Origin of the sequence: Nocardia caishijiensis NBRC 108228 (assembly GCF_001612825.1) — a bacterium.
Classification (GTDB): Bacteria; Actinomycetota; Actinomycetes; order Mycobacteriales; family Mycobacteriaceae; genus Nocardia; species Nocardia caishijiensis.
The window spans coordinates 44077-64301 of record NZ_BDBE01000051.1 but is presented as its reverse complement, the minus strand read 5'-3'; the positions used below and the strand labels follow the sequence as shown (position 1 = coordinate 64301).

Genomic DNA, 20225 nt, shown 5'->3' with positions numbered 1-20225 from the left:
ATAGACGATCATGAACGTCTCGTGGGAGGCCGAGGCCGACCTGGTGGTGATCGGGGGAGGTGTCGCCGGGCTCACCGCGGCCCGCACCGCCTCGCTGCGCGGACTGCGCGTGCTCACGCTCAGCAAGGGCGGGCCCACCGACACCTCGACCCAGTACGCGCAAGGCGGCATCGCTGTCGTCGCGCCACAGGGTGATTCGGTCGACTCGCATGTGCACGACACCGTCGAGGCGGGCGCCGGGCTGTGCGATATCGATGCCGTGCGGTCGATCGTCGAGGGCGGACAGGCGGCGATCGCGGCGCTGACCGACCTGGGCGCGGTCTTCGACCTCGGCCGCGACGGGCAGATCTCACGGACCCGCGAAGGTGGGCACAGCACGCGGCGCATCATCCACGCCGGTGGTGACGCCACCGGTGCGGAGGTACAGCGGGCGCTCAACGCCGCCGGGCTGCCGGTGCTCTTCGGCGCGGCCGCGTTGCGGTTGGTCACCGGTCCGGAGGGCATCCGTGGCGTTGTCGCGGTGTCGGACAACGGTTTCGGCGTGGTGCACACACCCGCGGTGCTGCTGGCCACCGGTGGGCTCGGGCAGCTCTACGCCGCGAGCACCAACCCGCCCGGCGCCACCGGTGACGGTGTCGCGCTGGCGCTGTGGGCGGGAGCGGCGGTGGCCGATCTCGAATTCGTGCAGTTCCATCCGACGGTGCTCTTCACGCCGGGCGGGGTCGGACGGCGGCCGCTGATCAGTGAGGCCGTGCGCGGTGAGGGCGCGAAACTTGTCGATTCCCAGGGTGATTCGGTGACCACCGGAGTGCATCCTCGTGGCGATCTCGCCCCACGTGACGTGGTCTCGCGGGCGATCGCGGCGCGGATGCGTGCGCTCGGCACCGATCACGTGTTTCTCGACGCACGCCATCTTCCCGGATTCGCCCAGCGGTTCCCGACGATCACCGCGTCCTGCCTGGCGGCGGGGATCGATCCGGCCGAACAGCTGATCCCGGTGGCGCCCGCCGCGCACTACCAGTGCGGCGGGGTGTCGACGGATACGCACGGACGCACCGAGGTGCCAGGGTTGTACGCGGCGGGTGAGGTCGCCAGGACCGGGCTGCACGGGGCGAACCGGTTGGCGTCCAACAGTCTGCTCGAGGGGCTGGTCGTCGGTGAACGGGCGGGCGCGGCCGCGGTCGAACGGCTCGGCGTGCGCGCGCGGGTCACGGAGATCGGTTCGTGGACAGCGGAATTCGCCGATCGATCGGTGGTGCAGCAGGCGATGACCGCACAGGCGTCGGTGGTCCGCGATGGTGCCGGTCTGGCGGATGCCCTCGAGCGCGTCGAGGCGGCGATCGGCTCGGTGACGTTGCCGGTTCCTGAACTGCTGCCCTCGCCGGACGTGGCGGTAGCGCCGTCCGCTTCCCGCGCGGGGACACAGTCCCCTCCCGACGCGGCCGACGACGGGGTGGGTCGACTCGACCCGGGGCCGGAGGACGGATCCGGCCCGTCCGTGTGGGCGCGGCAGCTGCGGTATGTCGAGGACGCGGCGCTGACCGTCACCGCTCGGGCGCTGCTGCACGCGGCGATGGCGCGGGTCGAGAGCCGGGGGTGTCACACCCGCTCGGATCATCCGGGCGCCGTCGACGCCCAGCGGCACAGCACGATGGTTCGCCTCGATCCGCGCGGTCGTTTCGAGGCGTCGGCCATGTCGGCAAGCGCCGCGGTGGTCGGCGTGCGATGAGCGACGCGGCTGCGACGGTGGGCGCGAGGACGTATCCGACGGTCTCGCGCGGGCCGATGTGTCGACGGCCCTCGTCGCGGGCCGCCACAGCGGCGCCGCGGCAAACCCGTAGTACCCGATGAACTGTGGCGAGGCGACGTCCTCGCCCGCTCGACCCGGCGCGCAGCGCGCCCCGAGAACAGGAGTGCAGCAATGGCTCTCGATGCCGCGTTGGACCAGGAAGAACTGCTGGCCCTGATCCGCACCGCCCTCGACGAGGATCTGCGGTACGGGCCCGACGTCACCACCGTGGCGACCGTGCCCGCCGACGCCGTCAGCAAGGCGTCGGTGGTGTCGCGCCAGCACGGCACTGTGGCGGGCATCGACGCCGGTCTGCTCGTGCTCGACGAGGTTCTCGGCGCGGGCAGCTACGAGATCACCGGTCGGGTGGCCGACGGCACCCGGGTGGAACCGGGCACCAGCGTGCTGAGCGTGGTCGCACCGACCCGTGGCCTGCTCACCGCCGAGCGGACCATGCTCAACCTGGTCTGTCATCTCTCCGGCATCGCCACCGCCACCGCCGCCTGGGTGGACGCGGTGGACGGCACCCGGTGCCAGATCCGCGACAGCCGCAAGACGCTGCCCGGCCTGCGCGCCCTGCAGAAGTACGCCGTCCGGGTCGGTGGGGGAGTCAACCACCGCATGGGTCTCGGCGATGCCGCGCTCATCAAGGACAACCATGTCGTCGCGGCCGGGTCGGTCGTCGAAGCCCTGCGTGCGGTCCGTGAACTGGCACCCGACATCGCGTGTGAGGTCGAGGTCGACAGCCTCGAACAACTCGACGCCGTCCTGGCCGAGAACGTGGAACTGGTCCTGCTCGACAACTTCCCCCTGTGGCAGACCCAGGCCGCCGTCCAACGCCGCGACGCCACCGCCCCCGCCACGAAACTCGAGTCCTCCGGCGGCCTCTCCCTCGACCAGGCCGCCGACTACGCGGGCACCGGCGTCGACTACCTCGCCATCGGCGCCCTCACCCACTCGGTACGCGTACTCGATCTGGGATTGGACATGTGAGCCACGGCAGTGGGCGGTGCCCACTGCCGCTCACACCCACGGACCGCGCTCGGCCGCAGCGTGCCACCAGGCCGGTGGCGACGGATGCGAGGGTCGCGACTGCGCCTGATCGGGATGCAGACCCAGCGGCCGAAGGGCTGCACCGAGGACGGCGACCCCGAATGAACAACCGAAGCGGCCGTCGGGATGCCGAACTCGCGGCCGGTCGATGCGAATCTCCTCGGCGGCGAACGGCATCCAGTCGATCCCGCGATCGCGCAGTCAACCCCGCAGCGCGCGGAGCGGCGGCGGTGCGCCCTCGTCGGCGTCACAACTCAGCAGCAGAACCCACTCGGGCTCAGAAGCGACCATCCACCCATTGTGACCTCCCGACGAGGGTTGTCGGCAACTCGCGCTATCGGACGCCGGGAAGCGGCACCCCATGAGCGCGAGGTGAACCGGTCGCAATGTGTGGTGTGTTGCTGCGGGCGATCTGGATCTGCTCGGTCGGTACCGGAACGCCGTTGTCGTCCTTCGTGCGTATGACGACAGCGTCACCCCTGTTGATTGCTTCGATGACCTTGTTCTTCAATTCGTTCGGATCGGCGTTGGGATGCAGTTCTCCGATCTTCCTGCCCAACTCGTTGTTGTACAAATCCATCGCTTCGCGTTGCGGCATGTTTCCGCCAGTCTTCTCGTGTGCTGTGGCGTACTGTTCAGCCCACTCCGGCCCGAATTTCTGCGTCATCAGGGCATTCCAGTAGATATGTCTGAATGCATCACCGTGGCCGTCGTTGACGGACCCTTTGGCGTACTTGGCCTCTTCGACATACGCTTCCGCGGCCGACCGTGCCAGTTTCGGCAGTTCCTCGGCCTGGGCTACGGCGTCGATACCCTGTGTGCGCAACAACGTCTCCATCGCGGAGATTTCTTCCTCGGTGTAGAACGAAGGCGTCATTTTGTGGCCTGCGGCCGAGAGCAGGTCGGCGATCACTCCTACCGGAAACAGGCGAGGCGGTTTGGTGGATGCCGGTGTCTGATACTCACGGAGGATCCGGGCGAGGTGAGGATCGAGCGGCACGGCGACGGAAGCTTCCTTGACTCTGCGGGGCAGCTGTTCAATATTCCTGATATACAGTTCGGATCCTTCGGCATCTATGCGTTGGACCCATGTCAATGCTGCCGAGATGCGGTTGCTGTAGGCTGTGATCATCAGATTTTTCAGGGCCACCATGGTTCCACCTCCATACCACATGTACTGTCTAAAGGTTTCCCAGTCGGACTTGCGTGACTTCACTGTCCCTTCATCGGTGACGTAGAGATCCCACATCGAACCGTCTACTTCCTTCTTTGTCTCGCGAATTATGCCGAGCTTGCTGTGCAATTGGTCGGCGAATGAATTGAGGTCTTTGGCCATCGCCTCGATCACGTCAGACGTGATCACGGCGTCGTTGCGATCTGTGTGGCCACGTCCTCGCGATGCGTTTCCGGCCTTTCCGACGAAGTACGAAGCCGACTGCTCGTGCCTCTTTCCAGCGGCTACCGACTCGAAGTCGAGGGTTCTCGCCGCCTCCAGCATCGCGCTACCGCATCGGCGTAGATCGCTGATATCCCACCCGAGGACGATCGGAATCGTCAGTTGACTCGCCATGTCGCTTCCCTAATTGAATCCGCTCGCCCATGAGCCATCACTTTTTTCGAAAGCGGTGACAGTTGATTTGATCAATACTCCGTGCTGGGTGAGTCTGCCCGCATGGTATTTCAATATCGAATCGAGTATCGTGAGCGAGTCCTCTACTTTTTCGGCGAGAACTGAGTGGGCCATCTTGGTCCGCACGGACTCTCTCGGGTCTTTCGCGATGGGTTGTCGGGTCGATATCATGGTCGCATGGACGCCCAGGTGGCCGGACAGTGCGTGCATCTCCGATGGGTTGAGGATGAAGTCACTCACGTGAACCGATCCCTTTCGAATCAAAGGTGCGAGAAGCTCTGTCGATCACCTGGAACATGGCGACGCGGTGCCTATCGATGATGATGTCGGCAAGGCGCGCTGCGCCGTGCACCTCCATCGCCCAGTCCGCAATCCAGAGGTCGACGATTCGTCCGGCGGCATCGGTCGTGACATTCACGCTGCCGTCTTTCGAGATCGCCGACCCTTGCATGGTTGCGAGTTCCTCATTTATCCGCTGAATTATCGATTCGGTGTCATTCGCCATGATGGAGGTTCGTCCTCATTCGGTTGGATTCATCGTTCGAAGGGCGCGGACTTGATCGTGTAGCCGACGAACCGCTCGCCTCGTCGAGGTCGTGGCACCAGTCGTCCTCCCCTTGCGGTGTGTCGCACCCGATCTCGTTCCGGTAGATGCGATTCACCGCGTGCGCGGTTCGCGGTGAACCACCTGTCCGGCGAATCGCATCGGTACATGCGTGGGGCAGCGAGCGGTGACGACATGGGGAGGTCTTCGGTGAGGGCAGTAGCGACTGTGCGGGCGATCGTGATCGGAATGGTGACGATGGCGGTCGTCGGTGGGTGTGGTGGGGCGCCCGGGGAGGTGTCGACGGCGTTGCCGATCTTGGACACGCGGGAGGTTCCGGTTCCCGATGTCCTCCTGCCGACCAAACCCCAGGTCTTTGTCGGCGCGATGTACCCGGGAGGACAAGGGGCGCCGTTGCTGGTTGGCGGTATTCGTACCGAACCCGACGGTTCGACGGTCCCGACCTCATGGATCTCCGATGACGGGACATCGTGGCGGACAGTCGATATCCCGGTTTCGGGGAGTTTGGCCAACCACGCGGTGCGAGCCAACGCGGCGCTGGGGTTCTCGTCCGTTCGGGTCTCGGAGAACGGTCGATTGCGGATACGCCTACGAATCTCGACCGATCGCGAGCACTGGTCGGAGCTCGCGCTCTCCGACGACTTCGCGGGCCGCTACTCGACCGCGGTGAGCGCCGAGATCCTCGGCGACGATCGGGTGGTGCTGATCGGGGTCGACGAGCAGGGGGCCGCCGCCGGGCGCCGTGTGTACACCGACGGTCGGGCCGCGTCGATCGGTCTGCCCGCGCTCGCGCCGGGATCGTTGTTGAAGCCGACGATGCTCGTGTCGAACGGTTCGGATCTGGTGCTCCTCGCCACGCCGAGCGCACGGGACGCGGTGGGCGACCACGTCGCCTATCGGTCGAGCGACGGTGGCGCCACGTGGAGTGCGCCTACCCCGGTCACCGAGGGGAGGAACGCGGTCAAGGGCCTGGTGTTCACCGGAACGGAGTATGTCGCGACGGGCTCGGTGGTCACCGACCCGGCGAGCGGACAGAGCGCGCCCGCGGCATGGCACAGCCGGGACGGAGCGAACTGGGAACCCGAGACGGTGCCGCCGCTGCCCGTCGACTATCGACTGACCGGCAAAGAGCAGTGGTTGGGAAATCCGAGCGCCTCGGGCGGGGAGGTCGCGGTGACGGCCTCGGCTTCCGGTGCCGTGTCCACGGCGACCTACCGCCGCTCGGTCGCGGGGGACTGGCGAGTCGTCGGTATCGCGGCGGCCTCGCCCGCCGTGGTCCCCCACGGCGCCGCCGTCCCGCTGGACGCGGCCAGGACCGCGGTCGTGACCGGCGGTTCAGGTTTCCTCCGAGCGGGCATCGCGACCGAGCCGAACGGCTGGCACAGTGATCAGATTCTCGGCGAGTTCGATCCCTACCCGCGATGGGTCGGTCCGGTCGACCCGGGTCGGGGACTGGTGCGAGCGACGCGTGCGGTCCTGACGGTCGATGAAGCGCGACAGGACTATTGGTTGCGCAACGAGGGTTCGGCGGTGCGGATACAGCAGGGAGTGGCCCGTGCCGTCGCGTGGGAACCCCGCAGCGAGAGCGGGGCGGGCAGCGCGGTCGCGATGACGGTCGGCGGCGAGACGGTGGCGTTCGAATACGACCTGTCGGGCTCGACGGTCGACATGGTCGGCTGGTACCGAGCCACGCCGACCGGCCCCTGGGAAGCGATTCCGGCGTTCACGGCACCGGGCGCGATGGCGATCCACGACGTCGGGAAGATCGGTGGCCGATGGTTCGCCGCAGGCTCGACCTCACCGGAGAGGGCCATCGATCGATTCACCCACGCCGCGGTGTGGACCTCCGCCGACGGGCGCACGTGGGTGCCGGTGGCCGAGCCGCTGGTCGACCACGACCGAAACTCCGCGGCGGTGGCCGCGTGCGAGCTGCCGGACGGAAGTCCGCTGGTCGTGGGACACAACGAAACGGACCCGACGACGTCGAAGCCGTTGGCTTGGCGGCACAGCGAATCCGGCTGGCGAGCCGTGGAATTCGGTGACCTCGCCGGTGACGCGCAGCGGGCGACCGGCTGCGCCACGGCCAACGGTGCGACCCTGGTTCATTTCGAGTCGCGAAACGGCTCGGTCGTCGTGCGCACCACCGATGGCACCACCTGGTCGACGGTGTTCACCACCGAGGGCACGGACGTGATGACGACGCCGATCGTGGTCGATGGCGGGTTCGCCGCCGGTGGTGGGCATTTCGACACCGATTACGACGGACCTGTGGTGTGGCTGTCGGCGGACGGGCGGGACTGGGCCCCGCATCGGATCCCGGCCATCGGTTCCCTGCCCACGCTCTATGTCATGGCCGACGGCCCCGACTTGATCGTCGGGCTGAGCAATATGACCGGCCATCCGATCCTTTCGGTGCCGGGAATCGCCGCTCACCTGCGACCGACGGGGTAGTTTCGGCCGCTGGTCCGGGCGGATGTGGATTCAGGCGGTGAGTTCGCGTTGCAGCGGGGTGCGGAAGCGGGGTATGGCACGGGTATCGCCGAACCAGGTTGTGGTGCGCTCGATTTCGGTGTCGATGAGCTTCCGGGTTTCCGGGGTGACGTCTTCGAGGAGGCGGGTGACCACCTCGCCGTCGGCGCGTTGGGCCCATCCGCCGACGATGCGGCCGTCGGCCCAGATGGAGGGGCCGATATTGCCGTTGGTGTCGAAGAGGGCGGCGGCGTGGGGGCCGAGGAACCAGTCGCGGGACTGCCAGCCCATGGGGGTGGGGTCGAGGGCTGGCAGGAGCGCGGCCCAGGGTTCGGGGGTGGGCACCGGGTCGAGGTCGTCGGTGAGGACGACGCCGGGGGTGCCGTCGAGGTCGACGTCGGTGATATCCAAGGGGGCCAGGGCTTTTCGTACATCGCTCGTGGTCCAGCCGGTCCACCATTTGAGGTCGCCGACGGGGGCCGGGCCGAAGACGTGGAGCCACCGGCGAACGAGTTCGGTGCGAGCCTGTTCGGCGGACATCGGTGTGAAGCCTTCGGGGAGCCAGGTTTCCACCGGTGCCCAGGTGTACTGACTGCTCGTCCAACCGCCGTTGGGGCGGCCGCGCACGATGCGGCCCTCGGCGCCGAGGATCACCAGAACCCAGGTGGTGATGCTCGTCGGCTTGGAATACGACTTGCCGGGCGCGGTGTCGACCTTGGTCTGCAGCCGGGGGACGTCCCTGCCCAGCTGGGCGCCGGTGGCCGCGCCACGCGCCAGGAGCGCCGCGTGGGTCTCGGCCTCCACCTCGCGTAACCAGGTGTCCACGTCGCCGATCCCGGCCTGCTCGAGATACCGGCCGTAGGCGCGGCGCTGCTTGAGCGCCAGCGCGTCGCAGGTGGAGGCCTGCAGCACCGGCAGCAGTTCGGTGGGGGCGACGAACATGGTGCGGCGCATGGCGAGCAGGCGCAGCAGGGCGCGATCGCCGTAGAGCGCCTTCTCCACATCCGCCGGGGTGAGATCGATACCGCGCGCGCCGACCGACAGGAACACCGTCGCCGGATCGGTGGCGTGCAGCACGACCATCGACCGGGCGATGTCGACCGGATCGGTGGACCGCGCCGAGGGAGCGAGCCGATGCCGGATCGCCAGGCGGGCACGCCGCTGCGCGCTATCGATCGAGAGCATGCGCCGAATCCTAGGCGGCCCCACCGACACGAAACGGCCGTCCGCTTAGTGTCCATTTTGTGCAGACCGTCCGGTCACCGTTTTCGCTCCGACGTGCGAATCCCGTTGCTATCGTCCGCACATGAGCGTTGCGCCACCCGTTGTCACCACGGCTGAACTGGGCGTGGACGACGAGGAACGCCCCGCACGAACCCTCGCCGGATTCCCGGCCAGGCTGGTCGGCCTCGTCGCGCTCACGGTGGCGCTGCTGTCGATCTGGCAGGTGTTCCGCCCGCTGGCCCAGGGCAGTCAGTACTACCTCGTGGTGTTCCTCGGTGTCGCGTTGCCACTGGTGTATCTGAGCTATCGGTCCTGGTGGGGCAGGCTGGACCGCGCGGACGCGCCGTCGGTGCTGGACTGGGTGCTCGCGGCGATCGCGCTGGTGGTGTGCCTGTACCCGATTCTGCCGCTGACCCTCGGCGACGCGGGCGGCGGTTACAACGCCTTCCTCGACCGGCAGGGCATGCTCGCCCCGCTCGATGTGGTGATGGGCGGACTGCTGCTGGTCCTCGTGCTCGAGGCGTGCAGGCGCACAACGGGTGCCATCTTGCCGATCGTGTGCCTGGTGTTCCTCGCCTACGGCTACTACGGCGGGTTGCTGCCGCAGAACTGGGCCATCGCGCACGCCGGACTCGACGTCGACCAGATCGTCGACGCCCTGTACAACTCGGGCAGCGGGTTCTACGGCACCCCGCTGGACGTGGCTGCCAGCTACATCGTGCTGTTCACCCTGTACGGCGCGGTGCTCGAATTCTCCGGCGCCGCACGGTTCTTCGTCGACCTGTCGGTGTCGCTGTTCCGCCGTTCGCACAGTGCGGCCGGGCGCACGGCGGTGGCATCAGGGTTCCTGCTCGGCACCGTGTCGGGATCGGGCACGGCGACGGCCGTGAGCACCGGCGCGGTCACCTGGCCGATCCTGAAACGGGCAGGGTACCGGCCGGAGCAGGCGGGCGGCATGCTCGCCGCGGCGGGCGTCGGCGCGATCCTCTCCCCGCCGACGCTCGGGGTGGCCGCGTTCATCGTCGCCGAGTACCTCGACGTGTCGTATGTGACCGTACTCGGCTGGGCCCTGATCCCGACGCTGCTGTACTACCTCGGCATCCTGCTGTCGGTGGAGATCGATGCCCGCCGCATCCACGCCGAAGGCCGCGCACCGGCCGACCTTGCCGACGGCCCGCTGCCGACGCCATGGTGGAAACTGCTAGGGCGCTTCGGGTATCACTTCTCGTCGCTGATCGTCATCGTGGTGCTCCTGCTCGCTGGAGTGAGCGCCACCCGGGCCGTCGTCTACGCGACGGCTCTCGCCCTGATCCTGGCGATCCCGGATCGGCTGCTGCGGGCTCGGACCGAAGCACCGACAACCGAAGCATCGACAACCGACGGATCGGCACCGGCATCGTCGACCACGGAATCGTCGACAGCTGAAGGGTCGAAGACCGATCCGACGGCGGGCACCGCTCCGAAGACAGCCGACCGCGCATGGTCGCGAAACGCTCTGGGCCGGTTCGTGTTCGAAGCATTGCGTGCGCTCTCGCTCGGCATGCGCTCGGCACTACCGGTAGTCGCCGTGTGCGCCGCGGCGGGCGTGATCACCGCGATGACAACCAAGACCGGCCTCGGCGCCCAACTGGCTTCGCTGCTGGTGCGGGCGGGCTCGGTGCTCTCCGACGACCCCGCCGTCGTCCTCGCCACCACCGCGCTGCTCGCGGCGATCGCGCTGTCGCTGCTCGGTCTCGCGGTCCCGGTGACGGCGTCGTTCGTGATCGGCTGGGTCATCATCGGGCCCGCCCTGCTCGATCTGCACGTGGCCGCGCCCGCTGCCGCCATGTTCGTCTTCTACTTCTCGGTGCTCTCGGAGGTGACCCCGCCGACCGCGCTGGCCGCTGTCGGCGCCGCCGCCGTCACCGGGGCGAAGGCCATGCCGACGATGTGGTCGGCGTTGCGCTACGCACTACCGGCGTTCCTCGTGCCGCTGATGTTCGTGCTCACCGACTCCGGACAGCACCTGCTCGGTCGCGGTGCGCTGCTCGACGTGCTGTGGGTGAGTGCGGCCGCGTGCGTGGGGGTGGCGGCCTTGGCGGTCGCGACCGGCGGCTGGATTCTCGGCGTCGGCGCGGTGGGGACGGTGCCGCGCGTGCTCGCGGGCGCCGCCGGTCTCACCCTGCTCTACCCGCATCCCACGGCGACGGCGATCGGGCTCGGAGTGCTCGCCGTCGCCGTGGCGGCCGGGGTGGTCGACCGCGTGCGTCATCGGAAAGCCACGGGCACACCGTGATCGGTCAACAGGCGGCGTCGCCGTCGAGGAAAGAGGTCGTCATGATCAGAACGCTTGGCATCGTCGTCGCGGCGAGCACCGCCGCCGCCCTGCTCACGGGCTGCGGCGGCAGACAGGACGCGCCGACGGCCGATGCGGGTGGCGAGGTGAGCTGTGAGGTGAAGCAGGACACCAGGATCGGCATCGCCACCGGCAACGCGACCGGTGTGTACTTCGCGCTCGGCAACGCTTACGCCGAACAGATCTCGGCGGCCACCGACGGCAAGGTCAAGGCCACCGCCGCCGAGACCGGTGCCTCGGTGCAGAACATCCAGCAGGTGGTCGGCGGCACCTATCAGGTGGGTTTCTCGCTGGCCGACTCCGCCGCCGACGCGGTGCAGGGCAAGGGCAGCTTCACCAGCGCCCAGCCCGTCCGCGCGCTGGCCCGGCTTTACGACAACTACACCCAGGTGATCGTGCGCGCCGACGCCGGCATCAACTCCCTCACCGACCTGCGTGGCAAGCGCGTCTCCACCGGCTCGCCCAAATCGGGCACCGAGGTGATCGCCCAGCGTGTTCTGCAGGCCTCGGGCCTCGACCCCGACACCGACATCTCCGCCCAGCGTCTCGACCTCACCAAGACCGTCGACGGGCTGAAGGACGGCTCGATCGACGCCATGTTCTGGTCCGGCGGCCTGCCGACGCCCGGTGTCACCGACCTGTTCACCACCGCGAAGGACAAGGTCAGGTTCCTCGACATCACGGGCGCGTTGCCGAAGCTGAAGGAGACCAACCCGGTCTACGAGGCCGGTTCGATCCCGGCCGCGACCTACGGCCTGAGTGCCGACGTGCCGACCGTCGTCGTACCCAACCTGCTCGTGGTCCGCGACGACCTCGACGCGAACCTCGCCTGCGTCCTCACCAAGACCCTGCTCGACCGCAAACCCCAACTCGAGCAGGCGAATCCGGCCGCCAAGGGCATCAATGCCGACACCGCGAGCAAGACCGCGCCGGTGCCGCTGCACCGCGGCTCCGAGGTCGCCCTAGGCTGACCTCGCCCGACGCCACCCGCGCCCGACACGCGGGTGCCACGGTCCCCGTCACCTGCCCGACAGCGGTGCCGGGGACCGTGCGCGTGCTGGGAACAACCCGTGCGGACCTGCGGTTGTGCGAAGCGGACGCCGACGAAAGAGGATGCGATGACCGAGGACGCGGGACGCGACGCACGCTGGCTGGGCGAGGAGCTCGATCTGGATGCCTACCTGGCCCGGATCGGCTACGACGGACCACGCACGGCCTCGGTCGCCACCCTGCGTGCCCTGGTGCGCGCCCACACCACGTCCGTCCCCTTCGAGAATCTCGAGATCATCCTCGGCCGCGGCATCCCGCTCGACCTGGAATCCCTGCAGCACAAGCTGGTCCGGCACGCGCGCGGCGGCTACTGCTACGAGAACGTCGGCCTCTTCGCCGCGGCTCTGGAACGGTTCGGGTTCGGTGTGCGGGGTCTGAGCGGCCGGGTGACCTACGGTTCGCTGGCGGGCGGGTCGATCCGGCCCGCCACCCACGCCCTGCTCCGCGTCACCACACCCGAGGACGGCCGGGTCTGGATCTGCGATGTCGGCTTCGGCTTCGGCCCGCTCGAGCCGTTCGAACTGGTCGACAGCTCGGGCGAATTCACGATCGGCGACTGGCGCTTCCGGCTCGAGCACCGCGACGACCTGTGGGTACTGCACCAATTCGGCCGTGACGGCTGGATCGATCGCTACACCTTCACCGAGAACCCGCAGTACCGTATCGACTTCGCGGTCGGCAACCATTTCGTGTCGACCTCGCCACACTCGCCGTTCACCACGCGCCCCTTCCTGCAGCGCTTCCATCCCGATGTCCACCACGTGCTCGACGACCTCACCCTGGTGACCGAATACCCCGACGGCACCGGCGAAAGCCGAGAACTCGATGCCGCGGACCTGCCGAAGGTGCTGGCCGATGTCTTCGACATCGAACTCGCCGCCGCCGACACGGACGTGCTCGTCACCACACCCTGGCGAACGAACTGAGCTCATTTCGGTCCCCCTGACACGGCTCGGCGGTTTGCTTCCCTCGTGTCGCTACGGCAAATTGATGGTTACTTGCCGGGAAACAAAACCCCGATCTTGCGGTGGGGTCCGATTCAGTGGGGTCGTTCGTGCCGAAGGTTCATGTCGCGCTGCCGGGTCGGCCGGAGCAGGGGGTCCGTACCAGCCGGGCCGCTGCCCGGCCGGGCTGGCGCACAGACCTGGACGGGTTGCGCGGTGTGGCGATCGCGCTGGTCGTGGCGTTCCATGTGTGGGCGGGCCGGGTCTCCGGCGGCGTCGACGTGTTCCTCGTGCTGTCGGGTTTCTTCTTCACGGGCGCGATCGTGCGGGGGGTGGAACGCGGCGGTGGGGTGAGTGCCACCGAGACCGCGCGCCGAACCCTGCGCAGATTGACCCCGGCACTGGTCGTGGTGCTCGCCGCGATCGCGGTCGCGACGATCGCCCTGCGGCCCTACACCCTGTTCGGGGAGACGGCGGCCCAGACCCTCGCCTCGATGTTCTACGTCCAGAACTGGTACCTGGCCGTCGCCGAACTCGACTACACCGCGCCCGACCCGACGGTGAGCCCGCTGCAACACCTGTGGTCGATGTCGGTCCAGGGGCAGTTCTACCTGGCGATCTTCGCGATCCTGGCGGGCTGGGCGTGGTTGCGTCGTCGGGGCAGGGCCGATCGCGCGACACTCGTCGCGGTCCTGACCGGAATCGGTCTGCTCTCCTTCTGGTACGCCACGACCGGCACCGGACACCATCAGGCCTGGACGTACTACGACACTGTCGCGCGCGGCTGGGAACTCCTCGCCGGTGCGGTCCTCGCCGTCGCCGCGCCCTGGCTGCGCCTACCGGCCCGGCTGCGCGGCCTGGCGGCGGCGGTCGGGCTGGTGATGGTCTTCGCGTGCGGTCCGCTCTTCGACGGTGCCACCCAGTTCCCCGGCATGGCCGCCCTGTGGCCGGTGACGGCCGCGTGCCTGGTGATCGCCGCCGGGTTCGGATCGGACACCACACCGGGAACCGCGAGCCGGATCCTGTCGGGGCGGGTGTGTACCGAACTGGGCGCGATGGCCTACCCGCTGTACCTGTGGCACTGGCCGATCCTCATCTTCTACCTCGGGGAGACCGGGCGCACCGACGCCGGTGTCGTCGACGGCCTCGTGGTGATCGGTGTCTCGCTGATTCCCGCCTACGCCACCGCGCGCTGGATCGAGGCACCGCTGCGCATGGCTCCGCGCGGTCAGCAGACACCACCGCACAAGGCCACCGGCACCCTCGTCGGGGCGCTCACCGTCGCGGTGCTCGCGTCGGCCCTCGGCTGGCAGATGGTGCTGCTCGCCAATCCGGCCGTGCCGCCCCGCGACCTCGACAGCCTGCGCTATCCAGGAGCCACCGCACTGCTCTCCGGTGCCGAATTCGCCAAGTCGCCCATGCGCCCCACCGTGTTCGAAGGTCACGTCGACACCCCCTCGCCGACCACCGACGGCTGCATCACGCCCAACCGCGAGGTCCGCACCTGCGTCTACGGCGACCCGGACGCCACCCGGTCGATCGCGCTGGTCGGCGGGTCCCATTCCGAACACTGGCTGCCCGCCCTCGAGGTCCTCGGCGCCGAACACGGATTCCGGGTGGTGTCCTACCTCAAGGAAGGGTGCCCGCTGGTGTTGGTCGACGAGCCGTCCTACGCCGAATGGCCCTTCCCCGAATGCCACGAGTGGTCGGTGGAGGTGCTCGACCGGCTGGCGGCCGAGCAGCCGGAGTGGGTGGTCACCCTCTCGACCCGCTACCGCCAGGACGCTCCCGGCGACGAAGTGCCCGGTGAATACCTCGAGGTGTGGTCGGCCCTGCAGGATCGCGGGCTCAACGTGCTCGCCCTGCGCGACACACCGCGCCTGCGTCGCGACGGGGTGTTCTACCGTGCCCCGGACTGTCTCGCCCATCGCGGCGATCCCGACAGCTGCGGTATGGATCGCAGCGAGGCCCTCGACGCCGTGGATCCCGCCGCCGCCCCCGCGGCCGGGTATCCGAACATCTACCTGCTCGACCTGTCCGACGCCGTGTGCCGCCCGCAACGCTGCCGGGTCGTGGAGGGCAACGTGCTGATCTATCGCGACGAACACCACCTCACCGCCAGCTACTCCCGGTCGCTCGCCCCCGAACTCGGGCGTCAGATCGCCGCCGTCACCGGCTGGTGGTGAGAGCGAGATCACCACGCGCGCTCCGCGTCCGGCTACCCTCGGACCCGTGCGCATCCCCCGCAAGGCATCGGTCCTGCTCGTCGCGCTCGCTGTCGTGCCCCTCGCGTGCTCGTCCGGCCCGGACCAGCCACAGACCGTGGCCGAGTCTTTCGCCCAGGCCCTGAGCAGCGGTGACGCGGCCGCCGCCGCGGCCCTCACCGACGCGCCCGACCAGGCCCGCCAGACGCTGACCACCCTGTTCGAGAACCTCGGCACGAACGACACCGTGCGGGTGAGCGCCACCGACGAGGCGAGCTTCACCCTCGAATCCACCTGGAAGCTCGGCACCGGCGGCCAGGACGAATGGACCTACACCAGCACCGGAACCGCCGACGAGAACGACTGGAAGATCGACTGGAACCCGGCGACCGTGGCGCCCGGCCTCGAGCTCGGACCGCTCAGCTACAGCCCGGTCCCGCCGAAACCCGCCCGCGTGCTCGACGCGAGCGGCGGCGAGCTGATGACCGAGCAGGTGGTGACCCTGGTGACCATCGCCCCCGACGCCGACCTGCCCGCCGTGGCCGCCGCGCTCGCGCCACACGGCGTCACCGAGGCCACCTTGAGCGCGGATCTCGGTGCGGCGCAGGGCAAACCGATCACCGCCGTCGCGCTGCGTGAGGCCGACATCGCGCCGGTCCGTGACGCGCTGACCGGACTGCGCGGGGTGACCCTCGCGCCGCAGCCGAGACTGCTGACCGTCGACAAGACCCTCGCCGCACCGACGCTGGCCGGGCTCACCGAACTCTGGCAGCACCAGGCCGACGACGCCGCGGGCTGGGCGGTACGCGCCCACACGCCCTCGGGCACCCAGCGCATCGCCGGTCCCGACGCCACCGCGACCACCGACATCGCCACCACCCTCGACATCGACCTACAGAACGCCGCCGAAGGCGCACTGGCACCGGTGCCGACGCCCGCCGCGATCGTGGCGCTGCGACCCTCCACCGGCGAGGTCCTCGCCGTCGCGCAGAACGCACCGGCCGACGCGCAGGGACCGATCGCGCTCACCGGCCTCTACCCGCCGGGTTCGACCTTCAAGACCGTGACGGTGTCGGCCGCGCTGCAGGCGGGCGGCGTCACCGCCGACACCGTGCTGCCGTGCCCGGGGCGCGCCACCATCGAGGGCCGGACCATCCCCAACGACGACGGTTTCGACCTCGGCGACGTCGCGCTGCACACCGCCTTCGCCCGATCCTGCAATACGACGATGGCGTCGCTCGGGGTGCGTCTGCCCGCCGACGGGCTCACCGAGGCCGCCGCACAGCTCGGTCTCGGCGTGGACTATGTGACACCCGGCTTGACGACCGTCACGGGGAAGGTGCCCGCCGCCCGGAATCCGGCGCAGCAGGTGGAGGCGAGCATCGGGCAGGGCACCGTGACGGCGTCACCGTTCGGGATGGCCCTGGTCGCCGCCTCGCTGGCCCGGGGGAGCGCCCCCGCCCCGTCGGTGGTCGCGGGCCGTCCCGGCACCGCCGACCGCCAGGCCGAACCGGTGCCCGTCGCGGTGACAGCGCAGGTGGAGGCCATGATGGCCGAGACGGTGAGCGCCGGAACCGCCACCGCTCTGCGCGACATCCCCGGTCTGCTCGGCAAGACCGGTACCGCGGAGTATCTGGACGACCAGCACGCGCACGGCTGGTTCGTCGGGATCCGCGACGACCTCGCCTTCGCGGTCTTCGTCGCCGACGCGGGCAGCTCCGGACCGGCGGTCGAGTCGGCGGGACGGATGCTTCGTGTGACACGATGAGCCATCTCACTCTCCGCAGGCGTGCAATCCCCCCGCTGCCGCACGCGGTCAACACCAGTCGAGCTACACTCGTCGGCGGGCCATATCCATGGTCAATACGCGGGATGTCACAATTTCGAGAAGGTTCGGAGTAGGCGCCATCGATACCGGTCAGAAGATCGCGGAGCATTACCGCCTGGTCGAGCGTATTGGTAGCGGCGGCACAGGCGTTGTATGGCGCGCTGTCGACGAACGCCTCCAACGCTCGGTTGCGGTGAAGCAGATCCACATCAAGCCGAGCCTGCCCGAGGCCGAGCGAGATGTGCTGCGCCAGCGGGCGATTCGCGAAGCCCGCAACGCGGCACGCTTCCAGCATCCCAACGCCATCGTCGTTTTCGACATCACCGAGCACAACGGTGATCCGTGCCTGGTGATGGAATACCTGAAGTCGGTGAGCCTCGCCGCGGAACTGGGCCAGAAGGGCCCGTTGCCGCTGCTCGAGGTGGCCCGCATCGGTGAGCAGGTGGCGTCGTCGCTGATCGCCGCCCACCAGGCCGGGCTCGTGCACCGCGACGTGAAGCCGGGCAACATCCTGCTCGGCGAGCACGGTGAGGTGAAGATCACCGACTTCGGCATCTCGCGCGCCGCGGGCGATGTGACCCTCACCGAGACCGGCCTCATCTGCGGCACCGCCGCGTACCTGGCGCCCGAAGTGGCGCGCGGCGCCGACCCGACACCGGCCGCCGACGTGTTCGCACTCGGCGCCACCCTGTTCCACGCGCTGGAAGGCGAGCCGCCCTACGGCGCCAACGCCAACCCGCTCGCCGTGCTCTACGCCGCGGCCAACGGCCAGGTGCGCGAACCGCACAATGCCGGTCCGGCCACCGATTTCCTGCTCGACCTGCTCAACCCCGAGCCGCTCGACCGGCCGACGATGACCGAGGCCCGCGACGCGCTGGCCGCCTTCGCCGACGACGCCGACGCGGTGCCCGCCGGGTTCGTCCCCGCCAGCGAGGCCTACGGCCGCCGCAACTCGGCCGCCACCACGCAGGTGATCCGGCAGTCCGGCGGCAGGCGTGCCTCGCACGCGGGCGCGTCCAACGCCGCCACCCGCCAGATCCGGTCGCAGCCGCGCCCGCAGCAGCCGCGCTACGACACCGCCGCGCATCCGCCCACCCAGGCCCAGCCCGCCCCCGCGCCGCGCAAGCAGCCGGGCAAGGGCCGTGCGGTGCTGATCGGGTCGGGTGTCGGCGCGGTGATCGCCGCGATCGCCGTCGCGATCAGTGCCATGAGTGGGTCGGACTCCGATTCGCCTCAGGTGCAGGCGAATTCGACGACGACGGCGCAGGCCGCTGTCGCGCCGACGACGACCTCGGCGATCCCCGCGCTTGGTCAGGCGCCCAATACCGGCACCGTGAACATCGGGTCGGCCGGTCTGCTGGTGGAGAACTTCTTCAGCGATCCGGCCGGGTCGTGGTCGATGCTCACCCCCGCCGCGCAGCAGGTGTACGGCAGCGAGGCGGAGTTCCGGCAGTACTGGAACTCCCGCGTGATCACCAGCTTCACCAGCATCACCGCCGTCAGCGGCAACAACGCCGACGGCTCGACCGATATGCGCCTGGCCAGCATCACCATCGACGGCCAGACCAAGTCGATGGTCATGCGCGTGGTGAACTACAACGGCAACCTGCGCATCGACGGCGACACCCGCTAGGTCACCCGCCGAAAACCGCTGGTCCGCCCGTCACACACGGGCGGATCGGCGCGTGAGGAGGATGTGGCGGAAAAGCGGTGGTTGCCGCCCATTAGGCTGGTACCTGACCTGATGCCACGCACAGAACAGGACCGCACTCCGATATGACTCCCCGCATCGAGCTCGCCCGCGTCGATCTGCGCGGTCGTACTCCCTCCGCCGCCGAGCTGCGCACCGCGCTGCCGCGCGGAGGGGTCGACGTCGACTCGGTGCTGCATCATGTGCGGCCGGTCGTCGACGACATCCGCGACCGGGGCGCCGAGGCCGCGCTGGACTACAGCGAGAAGTTCGACGGTGTCCGCCCCAGCGCGGTCCGGGTGCCGGTCGCCGAGCTGGGCAAGGCCCTCGACGCCCTCGACCCCGCCGTGCGCGCCGCGCTCGAAGTGGCCATCGAGCGGACCAGGAAGGTGCACGCCGATCAGCGCCGCACCGATTCGGTCACCGAGGTGGTGCCCGGTGGCACCGTCACCGAGAAGTGGGTGCCGGTGGAACGGGTGGGGCTGTATGTGCCCGGCGGTAATGCCGTGTACCCGTCGTCGGTCGTGATGAATGTCGTCCCGGCGCAGGCCGCGGGCGTGGAATCGCTGGTGGTGTCCTCGCCGCCGCAGGCGCAGTTCGGTGGGCTGCCGCACCCGACGATCCTGGCCGCCGCCGCGCTGCTCGGCGTCGACGAGGTGTGGGCCGTCGGTGGTGCCCAAGCCGTGGCGCTGCTGTCCTACGGCGGCATCGACACCGACGGTGCGGCGCTCGAACCGGTCGACCTCATCACCGGGCCGGGCAACATCTACGTGACCGCTGCCAAGCGGTTGTGCCGCGGGCTCGTCGGCATCGACGCCGAGGCGGGCCCCACCGAGATCGCCGTGCTGGCCGACGCCACCGCCGACCCCGTGCACGTGGCCGCCGACCTCATCAGCCAGGCCGAGCACGATGTGCTCGCCGCCAGCGTGCTCGTCACCGATTCGGTCGCCCTGGCCGATGCGGTGGATGCCGCCGTCAACGCCCAGCTGGCCGTGGTGAAGCACCACGACCGGGTGCGGGAAGCGTTGAGCGGCAAGCAGTCCGGGATCGTCCTCGTCGACGACATCGCGCAGGGTCTGCGCGTGGTCGACGCCTACGCCGCCGAGCACCTCGAGATCCAGACCGCCGACGCCGCTGCCGTGGCGGCGCGGGTGCGCAGCGCGGGCGCGATCTTCGTCGGTCCGTGGGCACCGGTGAGCCTCGGTGACTACTGCGCCGGATCCAACCACGTGCTGCCCACCGCCGGTTGCGCGCGGCACTCCTCGGGCCTGAGCGTGCAGACCTTCCTGCGTGGCATCCACATCGTGGAGTACACGGAGGCCGCGTTGAAGGATGTCGCGGGACACGTGGTCGCGCTGGCGAACGCCGAGGACCTGCCCGCGCACGGCCAGGCTGTGCAGGCGCGATTCGAGGCGCTGTCATGACCGGCGTTCGTGCGTCCAGC

Annotated in this window: 14 protein-coding genes; 10 read left to right on the top strand and 4 right to left on the bottom strand. The window is 69.2% G+C overall.

Annotated features, from left to right (window positions below; all coding sequences use genetic code 11):
- Nucleotides 1-10 precede the first annotated feature (10 nt).
- Together NC7_RS26770 and nadC are read left to right on the top strand one after the other, a co-directional pair.
- On the top strand, nucleotides 11-1729 hold the full coding sequence (locus NC7_RS26770; protein WP_067988276.1) for an L-aspartate oxidase: 1719 nt from the start codon (nucleotides 11-13) through the stop codon (nucleotides 1727-1729).
- A 192-nt stretch (nucleotides 1730-1921) separates the two neighbouring features.
- The gene (gene nadC, locus NC7_RS26765; protein ID WP_067988275.1) at nucleotides 1922-2782 is read left to right on the top strand and encodes a carboxylating nicotinate-nucleotide diphosphorylase; all 861 of its coding nucleotides are present in this window, start codon (nucleotides 1922-1924) and stop codon (nucleotides 2780-2782) included.
- A 394-nt stretch (nucleotides 2783-3176) separates the two neighbouring features.
- Here the strand turns inward: nadC and NC7_RS26755 are convergent, their stop codons facing one another.
- The 3 genes from NC7_RS26755 to NC7_RS26750 are packed head-to-tail and all read right to left on the bottom strand — an operon-like array spanning nucleotide 3177 to nucleotide 4977.
- Nucleotides 3177-4412, bottom strand: a complete 1236-nt coding sequence (locus NC7_RS26755; protein WP_157102189.1) for a DUF6973 domain-containing protein — start codon at nucleotides 4410-4412, stop codon at nucleotides 3177-3179.
- Nucleotides 4413-4421: 9 nt separating this feature from the next.
- Nucleotides 4422-4712 (bottom strand): hypothetical protein, encoded by a 291-nt coding sequence (locus tag NC7_RS29390; RefSeq protein WP_157102188.1) that lies wholly within the window; start codon nucleotides 4710-4712, stop codon nucleotides 4422-4424.
- Nucleotides 4705-4977, bottom strand: a complete 273-nt coding sequence (locus tag NC7_RS26750; RefSeq protein WP_067988270.1) for a YbaB/EbfC family nucleoid-associated protein — start codon at nucleotides 4975-4977, stop codon at nucleotides 4705-4707. The genes NC7_RS29390 and NC7_RS26750 overlap by 8 nt, the downstream gene beginning before the upstream one ends.
- 249 nt (nucleotides 4978-5226) lie before the next feature.
- On the opposite strand from NC7_RS26750, the gene NC7_RS26740 reads away from it, so the two are divergent.
- Nucleotides 5227-7488 (top strand): sialidase/neuraminidase family protein, encoded by a 2262-nt coding sequence (locus NC7_RS26740; protein WP_157102187.1) that lies wholly within the window; start codon nucleotides 5227-5229, stop codon nucleotides 7486-7488.
- A gap of 30 nt (nucleotides 7489-7518) precedes the next feature.
- Here the strand turns inward: NC7_RS26740 and NC7_RS26735 are convergent, their stop codons facing one another.
- Nucleotides 7519-8691, bottom strand: a complete 1173-nt coding sequence (locus tag NC7_RS26735) for a winged helix DNA-binding domain-containing protein (protein ID WP_067988258.1) — start codon at nucleotides 8689-8691, stop codon at nucleotides 7519-7521.
- A gap of 121 nt (nucleotides 8692-8812) precedes the next feature.
- Between NC7_RS26735 and NC7_RS26730 the strand changes: the two genes are divergently transcribed.
- The 7 genes from NC7_RS26730 to hisD all read left to right on the top strand — a co-directional run bounded on the left by NC7_RS26730 (nucleotide 8813) and on the right by hisD (nucleotide 20205).
- Nucleotides 8813-11005, top strand: coding sequence for a TRAP transporter permease (locus NC7_RS26730; RefSeq protein WP_067988256.1), 2193 nt, complete (start codon nucleotides 8813-8815; stop codon nucleotides 11003-11005).
- 41 nt (nucleotides 11006-11046) lie between these two features.
- On the top strand, nucleotides 11047-12036 hold the full coding sequence (locus NC7_RS26725; RefSeq protein WP_067988357.1) for a TAXI family TRAP transporter solute-binding subunit: 990 nt from the start codon (nucleotides 11047-11049) through the stop codon (nucleotides 12034-12036).
- A gap of 147 nt (nucleotides 12037-12183) precedes the next feature.
- Complete coding sequence (locus NC7_RS26720; protein WP_067988254.1) at nucleotides 12184-13041, top strand: arylamine N-acetyltransferase family protein; 858 nt, start codon at nucleotides 12184-12186, stop codon at nucleotides 13039-13041.
- A gap of 128 nt (nucleotides 13042-13169) precedes the next feature.
- Complete coding sequence (locus NC7_RS26715; protein WP_236573646.1) at nucleotides 13170-15245, top strand: acyltransferase family protein; 2076 nt, start codon at nucleotides 13170-13172, stop codon at nucleotides 15243-15245.
- Nucleotides 15246-15291: 46 nt separating this feature from the next.
- A complete protein-coding gene (locus NC7_RS26710) occupies nucleotides 15292-17031 on the top strand; it encodes a penicillin-binding transpeptidase domain-containing protein (protein ID WP_067988252.1) in 1740 nt (579 codons plus the stop codon).
- A gap of 88 nt (nucleotides 17032-17119) precedes the next feature.
- The gene (locus NC7_RS26705; RefSeq protein WP_084458813.1) at nucleotides 17120-18724 is read left to right on the top strand and encodes a serine/threonine-protein kinase; all 1605 of its coding nucleotides are present in this window, start codon (nucleotides 17120-17122) and stop codon (nucleotides 18722-18724) included.
- A 143-nt stretch (nucleotides 18725-18867) separates the two neighbouring features.
- Nucleotides 18868-20205, top strand: a complete 1338-nt coding sequence (gene hisD / locus NC7_RS26700; RefSeq protein ID WP_067988249.1) for a histidinol dehydrogenase — start codon at nucleotides 18868-18870, stop codon at nucleotides 20203-20205.
- The last annotated feature ends 20 nt before the right edge of the window (nucleotides 20206-20225 follow it).